Genomic DNA, 7267 nt, shown 5'->3' on the forward strand with positions numbered 1-7267 from the left:
TGGATTGTGAAAAAAAGTATCCTTTGAATAAAGATTTGCTAAAATATACCCTCACTGAGCCCCTTTTAGAGCTTGAAAGTACTGAGCTTGCTTTCACCTATGAGCCAGTTTTTGATATGTACGCTCATGGTCGTGGTCGAAAGCCTGTAATTGCGCTCGAATTTCGCCTCAAAAAAGCTAAGCCTAAGAATGTACCGCAAGAATGGTTTGAGTTCTCTGACGAGCACAAAAACGTGCTTCTACGGCTACGTTCTTGGCAAGTAACAGATGCAAATATTGTTAGGTATGCAAAAGTGATCGGTATGGAGCGAGCTAATAAGCTACTTTATGAATGGCAATTAAAGGGAAAAGAAATCCAGGACAAGACAAAATACTGCAATGCGGTTTGGGTTCGTATTGGTAAAGTTGCCATGGAAGGTTAGAGCTAAAGGGAAAAGAAGAATCGCTTCACCTGGTGCGCAGCAGATCTGGAACAAATGGGAAAAGTAACGGTGTCTCACTAACTCACGGCAGCTATCAAAATGATATTTTGATTTTTGAGATGCTAAAATGATACACTTTTTGGACCTTTCCAGGCGGTCGGATCACGGCCGGCGCTTGTCTCAGGAAACCGAGATTTGTTGAGATGATCTTTATTTTAATCTTTGTTATAATAACGCATTAACTTTATCAGGATGAGTTCAAAAGAAGAAAAACAGAACCGCAAAAAGCTTTTACACAGCCTTAGGATGAATGAGAAAGAGTCGAAGATAGCCCAAATGCCTATCTCGACATCTCAGTTAAAGGAATTATTTGATTATCTGGACGAAAATTTAGAGGAAAATGGATGTCAGCATTCACTTGTCTTAACTGAGGCCTATTTAAAAGAAAATAGCTTGCCTGTCAATTCTGTGATATCCTGGTTAAATCAATACGGTGGTTACTGTGATTGCGAAGTATTAGCAAATGTTGAAGATCACTTTGAAGACCTCCTTTAAACACAGCAATCCTCGAAAGGAGCGGTAAAAAGTGCGCTCTCCTTGTACTATCCCAAGAACTTCGCCAAAAAGCCAAAGCCCCCCTTGTTCCCGTAATAATCACTTAACATAAAAAGGGTTATCACAACTCCAGACACTGATTCTGGGTTTTGTCATGCTTTCAGAACTAATTATCTCCACAAACAAATTGCACTTTATACCGCTTAATAAGAAACTATTAAAAATTTGGTGACAATTGGTGACAAATTTTTATTCCCAAGTCTTACGTAAGCTATCAATTGTGCTCATATGTTTACTAAAAAGGAAAGCCAGATTCTAGAACTTATTGCTAAAGGATTAACCTCTGAATCAATTGCTAAAATATTAATAATCAGTATTAATACTGTTAAAACGCACCGGAAAAATATGATCCGAAAAGCCAAGGCAGGTGGTTTGCAATTTGATTCTCTATTAAGGCTGGCTATTCAAGAAATGAATAAAAATACCCATTAAATGGGTATTTTAAGTTTGTAATGTTAGTTCTACATTTGATGTAATAAATATTCTTACTAAATTTTAGACAACTAAATTCATAAACAACAATGAAAAGAATCAAGTACCTGCTTATTTTAGGCGTCTTGGCAACCGGATGCTCAACGGATTATAACGATATCACGGAGGCCGAAAAAACCAAATTTATTACGAAGGTCAAAGCTGACCCTTTATTTGAGGAATTGACAGACTTGCAAAACCAACATCTGGTTGCAGTAGCCAGCGATTTTTACGGACATTCGACAACCAATGGATCTATGATCAAGGAAGGCTTAAAGAATTGTACATCTGGCCCGCAAATGATCAATTTGTATAAAAAGGCCGGTATGAGAAATGCTGAACAGTACGTCGAGAACACCGATCGCATAATTTATTTGCAAGTTGACTTAAAGAAAAAATATCCCACCTTGTTGAGATTAGATGCAAACGACAGAAAGGAATTATTTGATGTTCAAAAGCCGAAAAGCTCCGAATTACAGTCAATAGCCGACACAAAAAATAAACTCAAAAATTAATAATCACTTTCAATAGCTATCCAAGTGAAAAAAATTGTATACTTTCTCGTTATCTTTCTGGTTCTGATGTCTAACCAGAAACCATCTGCCCAAACAATACCTTCATCTTGTTTGAACAATTGCATTAATGCGTACAACAATCTTTATGCAAATGCTTTGGGGTCTTATAATACTACGGTTAGAGACATGCTTTGGAAGGTGTCAAATACAATCGGTAACGCATGGTACGGATATTTTCTTGACTTTTGGCAGGGAGTATTCCAGATTGGGGGTGTCCTGGAAGCATATGATTCATTTCGGACAAACCTTTACACAGCTGAAGAGAATTATTTTCACCAAGTTGGTGAAGCAGCCACGGACTATAATCAATGTTTAGGTGGTTGTTCATTTTAGGGGTAAACAAAATATCACTAATCACAGTTAATGATCAAAATTAAAATAAATAGTTTTGTTATTTTAGCTTTGAACGGCTTCATAACTATTGATGCTGAAAGGTTTCGAATTAAGGCGGGTGAATATCCAATCGATAACTCCCTCCTTGTTCACCTAACTTTAAGCTTCCCTCTTTTCTTTTTTGTTAAGAAAAAAAGAATGGCGTTTAAGGACATCCCAAAAAGTGAAACTATTGGGGTTAATATCAATATCGCAAACGGCAAACAGGTTTGGTTTCAAATTTTATTCTCAATGGCTTTTGTTATCTACTTGATGTTGGGATATCATGGAAGCCCAATATGGTTATTTGTGATGATAGGCATTTTCATATATAGTTCTTTGGAGCAAATCGCTCGGAGCGTCAGTTTGGAATTAGATGAACAGACTTCCACCACATTTGTCATTGTGTGATTTCCCTCAAATAGATGTGACAAAAAAACCGATTTAAGATTAACCAGGTATTTTTGTCACATCTTTAAATTATTTCCTGGCTTTAGTCCAATATTATGCCCTTCCCTTCTGAGCTTATCACGATCACCGGCTAACTGAAATTCACTTTTATTGATATCAGCTTGTAATCGACTCTGGACATAAAAAGTCCCTTTCGTACCATGATCCTCTCCAATTCTATTTATAATATCCTCTTTTTCATTAGGTTGTAAGTTTTTAAGGTACTTTGAAACTTCGATGGCACTGCCATTATAGTAGGCAAAAATTCCTGCTATAGTAGCGTCATAGACCTTTTTGCATTTTTCAAGATTTATTCTTTCCTGCTCCGCTTCCTGGTTTTTGCTAATTTTTTCAAATATTCCATTGACCATAAATTCCGGTCCCAGGTCTCTGGAAGAGATGGGATCTCCTTTCCCGTCTTTATAAAGAAAGACTTTGTATGTTTTATTCCCAATTGTTTCCTGATCATCCTTTGAAGAGCCTATTTTAATGCCCTTTTTAGCAAGTTCCTGTTGAAAATATTCCGGAGACATAGAATTCGTTAGTACATTTAATATTGTGCCTCTAATCGCATTTTTTCGCTCTTCTAACACATCAATGATCTGTCCGTGCTGATCAAGCCGGTAGCCTAATTTTGAAAGTGCCTGCTCTGCCTGGCTTCTTCTGTCTTTTCCTTTCTGGGTAAGTGCATTGATAACCGGTGTAGCGGCTTTTTTTAGCTCGTTTTGCTTAGCTAGGCTAACGCTGTGGTTTACTTTATCGATATCAGCCGACAATTCGCTTAATGCGGCCTTAACGGCTTTCTGCGCATATTCTTCCGGATCAAGCCGGTCTAAAATACCAGGCTTCCCTATTGTTTTACTATATCGATCCGGATTGATTAAAGGAAAGTGCTGCTGCACAGAAACTGATTGGCTTACAGCTTCTTTTGCCAAAGTATAAAATTGTTTGACTTCAACATGCTTGGCCTGGCTTCCCATGATTCCTCTTTGTAAACCCAGGTGTTTCATGCTGTCAGCGAACCGGGTCTGAAGTTTGCTCAGGGTGTGCCGGTCACCGCCTAACCAATCTTTCGCACATAGCCGGTTTTCTGTCCGTTCCGTTTTTATTTTCCGGCCGACTTTAATTGTTTTCTCCCTTATAGGCACAATCGTTGCATGCCAGTGTGGGCTCGTTTCATCATAATGGGCACGAAGGCTAACCAGGTTATCTTTTCCAAACTCCTTTTCCAAAAACTGAATCAAGCTGTCCTGGAATACTTTGCACCGGATATCATCCGGATGGTTTTCTTTGAAAAACTCCGGACTGGCCGTAGCAAAAACATCGATCGCCAAAACTGAATCTTTCCGGATCGATACACCGGCAGCGCCTAGTCTTTCTTTTACATCATCCAGGGCTACGGTTCCAATCACTTGACGGTTCAGCTCTGCACGTTCCGGATCCGCATTTAAGGTTTCCCGCTGGCGAAGTTCATGGGAGTCTTTCCCTCCTATACTCCCCATATTGTTCATTTTGGTTACTCTCAGAATTGCAAAAGCCATAGTGTTTTAGTTTATCCGGATGGCCGGGGTGCAGGGGTTTACCCCGCCGAATGGAACCAGGGAAAATGTCTAGGCCGAAGGTATAGGCGTTTTCACTGGTGGAGTGAGTCCACCTTTAATTTTTCAAATTTAACGACCGCTGACAGAACTTCCTAAAACTTGCTGAGATTTGGGTTTCCTGAGAGCATAATCTGATCAATAGTTAAATAAGGGCCTTTGTGCTCACAGAATCTTTTTGAAGCATCCTCTATCTGTTTCTGTGAAAGAGAATTTTTCATGTAACCCCTGGATTCTTTTGATGATGTTTTCATTTACCCGAATAGTGTCCTAGTGCTGAAATTACGACAACAACTATGTCTGATTCAATAATTTCATACACTACTCTGTCTTTCTTGTTAATTCTTCTTGACCAAAACCCGATTAGATCATTTCCAAGTTTTTTGGGTTCTCCTATGCCTAATTGAGGGGTTTCAGACAGCTCCTTGAAAATCCTTTCAACTTTTGCTATATCGGCTTTCTTACCTGATTTGTAAAGTTTTTTTAAATCCTGAGCTGCGGTTTTTTCTACTCTGATAGTATACTTTCCCATATATTATCAGGATTTTTTATAGTAATGTAATTGCCATTCTTATAGCTCTCTTTGCCCTTTTTTATCTTTTGAACAAATTCGTCGGTTTCTTCATTGACAACCTTGGCATTGAATTTCTTCAAAATGGCTTTAAAAAGTTTCGTTTCTTCTTGCGGTATCTGAATTGTGATTGTTGTCATAATATTGAAAATTATATGCCGTATTTAATCTTCTCTCTTTTCCTTTGTTAGAGCCTGGAAATATTTATCCATTTCATCTACGCTGTTGAAAGATACAGATTTACCTTCCTTAATCTCTTGCTGAGACTCTTTTATTCGCTGAATCATTTCAGGAGATAAATACAAATCATTCTCAGAAACAGGGGTAAGTACATAAGTTTGCTTACGCCCTCTCCTAATAACTACCTTTTCTCCTTTATCGGCCAATTCAAAAAAATCTTTTTGCCTTTCCCTAAACTGCCTGCTAGTTGTCTCAATAATTGCCATAGTGTACATTTTTTGGTACACAAATATATACAATACATTTGAACTATTAACCCCAAATCCGCTGCCAAAATGACTTTTTGGGATTTTCGCTACCCTCCTGAGTGACATTGTACGCTGCCGGCAATAGCTTGAGCTCCTTGTTTTCTTCTCTTAGACCTTTGTTCTCTTCTCTTAAATAAGCGATTTCATCTTTCAAAACTTGAATGAGTTCATCCTTAACAGCCAATACAGGTGTATAGGCTTGTGTATTACCTTGTATAGGCTCTATACTTACAGGTGTGTATAGGGTATCAAGCTGTATCTTATCTAGTGCCTGCTTAGGAGGATACTTATCAAAAAGGTAATTGGTCTGAATCGTATATAATGAGCCATTTTTACCGTCTTTAAGCCTAACATAAGGTTTACTATCCACTTTTTTACAAAGCCGACGAATAGTCATTTCATTTAAGCCAGTAGCTTTTGCAGCCTCTTTCAGAGTTATATAATTCATATGCAACGCTATACATTGTAGAGTATACTGTAAATGTACATGTATAGATATTGTATAGGGTTAAAATAATACTAAAATAATATATATTATAAATAAAATTATATAACTAACAATATAGTTATCGGCGCAACATTAATCTTCTTCTTATATTTTTTGTTTTGTTTTATCCTTTTCAAAAATTCAATGCTAACGCCCTCTCAAAGATTTTTTAAGCGTGCGCGCAGCGACGCAAGCCGAAGGAGCGGGTGGAAAACCAAGTTTCAAGAGTCTAAAATTTCAAAATTTTGCGACAAACTATATAGTAGTAAAACAATATAGTATTATATAAGGTACTTCTCGAATAAAAGGAGTTTTGGTCAGGTATAAAAGGAGTTTTGGTCAGGTAGGAGGCTTAATAAAAGGAGTTTTGGTCAGGAATAAAGCATAACATAATTTTAAAACTCCTTTTATTTTTACTTACATTTGAAATCTAATAAAAGGAGTTTTAGTCAGGAATAAAGGAGATTTATATAGATAACTCCTTTAATATAATCTATTGATAGTCATGGCCAAAAAGAACGACAAAAGACAAATCGCACAAATGACTCTCCCTCTCATTTATGATGAAAAGGAGGTGAAGAAATATGCAAAACAGCATTGGAATATCACATTTGCCCGGCAGAGAAAAGTGTCGGTGTATGCTAAGCGGATCATGGCTAATGTCATGGCAATGATAAAAGAAGATGATTCTGATTTGCGACCTTACTATCAAATGCACATTTCCGACGTTGTGCCTTCAACGGAAATAGAGTTCTATACCAAAGTGAAAAAGGCTTTCGATGAATTAACTGACTTGAAGTGGTTAATTGAGGATATAGACACTAAGTACTTTGCGTTCAGGCACTTACTAGACACAACTAAAACCTTAAAAAATGACGGTTTCGAATGTTCGTATAAAGATGGGATGATCACCATAGTGCTAAACCCTGCTTTAAAACCATATTTTATTGAACTGGCTCATTACAGCATTTATGAGCTTAAGCATTACATGCATTTCAGCAGCTGGTACAGTCTCCGGATGTTTGAGCTATTGTCAGCTTTCAAGGATACCGGGATCTGGTGGGTAACTATCGATGAGTTTCGGCAGCTCATGGATTGTGAAAAAAAGTATCCTTTGAATAAAGATTTGCTAAAATATACCCTCACTGAGCCCCTTTTAGAGCTTGAAAGTACTGAGCTTGCTTTCACCTATGAGCCAGTTTTTGATATGTACGCTCA

The 7267-nt window shown here is 37.6% G+C and carries 11 protein-coding genes and 1 pseudogene; 7 read left to right on the plus strand and 5 right to left on the minus strand.

Annotated features, from left to right (window positions below; genetic code table 11):
* The 6 genes and pseudogenes from FZF08_RS31280 to FZF08_RS31305 form a co-directional block, all read left to right on the plus strand.
* Window positions 1-422 (plus strand): annotated as a pseudogene (locus FZF08_RS31280) (replication initiation protein); the annotation flags it as partial.
* A 252-nt stretch (window positions 423-674) separates the two neighbouring features.
* Window positions 675-977, plus strand: coding sequence for a DUF2695 domain-containing protein (locus FZF08_RS31285; RefSeq protein ID WP_159478810.1), 303 nt, complete (start codon window positions 675-677; stop codon window positions 975-977).
* Window positions 978-1265: 288 nt separating this feature from the next.
* Entirely contained in the window at window positions 1266-1469 is a 204-nt protein-coding gene (locus tag FZF08_RS31290) for a response regulator transcription factor (RefSeq protein ID WP_159478813.1), read from the plus strand.
* Between the two features lie 89 nt (window positions 1470-1558).
* Entirely contained in the window at window positions 1559-2023 is a 465-nt protein-coding gene (locus FZF08_RS31295) for a hypothetical protein (protein ID WP_159478816.1), read from the plus strand.
* Window positions 2024-2047: 24 nt separating this feature from the next.
* Window positions 2048-2416: a hypothetical protein gene (locus FZF08_RS31300; protein WP_159478821.1), complete on the plus strand. Its 369-nt coding sequence runs from the start codon at window positions 2048-2050 to the stop codon at window positions 2414-2416.
* A 30-nt stretch (window positions 2417-2446) separates the two neighbouring features.
* On the plus strand, window positions 2447-2866 hold the full coding sequence (locus tag FZF08_RS31305) for a hypothetical protein (RefSeq protein WP_159478824.1): 420 nt from the start codon (window positions 2447-2449) through the stop codon (window positions 2864-2866).
* 56 nt (window positions 2867-2922) lie between these two features.
* Here the strand turns inward: FZF08_RS31305 and mobV are convergent, their stop codons facing one another.
* The 5 genes from mobV to FZF08_RS31330 all read right to left on the minus strand — a co-directional run bounded on the left by mobV (window position 2923) and on the right by FZF08_RS31330 (window position 6010).
* Window positions 2923-4446 (minus strand): MobV family relaxase, encoded by a 1524-nt coding sequence (mobV, locus tag FZF08_RS31310; protein WP_159478827.1) that lies wholly within the window; start codon window positions 4444-4446, stop codon window positions 2923-2925.
* A gap of 307 nt (window positions 4447-4753) precedes the next feature.
* Entirely contained in the window at window positions 4754-5035 is a 282-nt protein-coding gene (locus FZF08_RS31315; RefSeq protein WP_159478830.1) for a Txe/YoeB family addiction module toxin, read from the minus strand.
* A complete protein-coding gene (locus FZF08_RS31320; protein ID WP_159478833.1) occupies window positions 5011-5214 on the minus strand; it encodes a DUF2683 family protein in 204 nt (67 codons plus the stop codon). The genes FZF08_RS31315 and FZF08_RS31320 overlap by 25 nt, the downstream gene beginning before the upstream one ends.
* Window positions 5215-5238: 24 nt before the next feature.
* Window positions 5239-5520, minus strand: a complete 282-nt coding sequence (locus FZF08_RS31325; RefSeq protein ID WP_159478836.1) for a hypothetical protein — start codon at window positions 5518-5520, stop codon at window positions 5239-5241.
* A gap of 46 nt (window positions 5521-5566) precedes the next feature.
* On the minus strand, window positions 5567-6010 hold the full coding sequence (locus FZF08_RS31330; RefSeq protein WP_159478839.1) for a hypothetical protein: 444 nt from the start codon (window positions 6008-6010) through the stop codon (window positions 5567-5569).
* Window positions 6011-6590: 580 nt separating this feature from the next.
* Between FZF08_RS31330 and FZF08_RS31335 the strand changes: the two genes are divergently transcribed.
* Window positions 6591-7267 (plus strand): replication initiation protein (locus FZF08_RS31335; protein WP_159478842.1); only part of this gene is annotated, 677 nt, incomplete at its 3' end.

Source organism: Dyadobacter sp. 3J3 (assembly GCF_009801115.1).
Classification (GTDB): Bacteria; Bacteroidota; Bacteroidia; order Cytophagales; family Spirosomataceae; genus Dyadobacter.

Excerpts from the sequence above, each read along its gene's own strand:
- FZF08_RS31295 (WP_159478816.1), top strand. The coding sequence starts at position 1,559 with ATGAAAAGAATCAAGTACCTGCTTATTTTAGGCGTCTTGGCAACCGGA.
- FZF08_RS31320 (WP_159478833.1), bottom strand. The coding sequence starts at position 5,214 with ATGACAACAATCACAATTCAGATACCGCAAGAAGAAACGAAACTTTTT.
- FZF08_RS31330 (WP_159478839.1), bottom strand. The coding sequence starts at position 6,010 with ATGAATTATATAACTCTGAAAGAGGCTGCAAAAGCTACTGGCTTAAAT.
- FZF08_RS31325 (WP_159478836.1), bottom strand. The coding sequence starts at position 5,520 with ATGGCAATTATTGAGACAACTAGCAGGCAGTTTAGGGAAAGGCAAAAA.
- FZF08_RS31290 (WP_159478813.1), top strand. The coding sequence starts at position 1,266 with ATGTTTACTAAAAAGGAAAGCCAGATTCTAGAACTTATTGCTAAAGGA.
- FZF08_RS31315 (WP_159478830.1), bottom strand. The coding sequence starts at position 5,035 with ATGGGAAAGTATACTATCAGAGTAGAAAAAACCGCAGCTCAGGATTTA.
- mobV (WP_159478827.1), bottom strand. The coding sequence starts at position 4,446 with ATGGCTTTTGCAATTCTGAGAGTAACCAAAATGAACAATATGGGGAGT.
- FZF08_RS31285 (WP_159478810.1), top strand. The coding sequence starts at position 675 with ATGAGTTCAAAAGAAGAAAAACAGAACCGCAAAAAGCTTTTACACAGC.
- FZF08_RS31305 (WP_159478824.1), top strand. The coding sequence starts at position 2,447 with ATGATCAAAATTAAAATAAATAGTTTTGTTATTTTAGCTTTGAACGGC.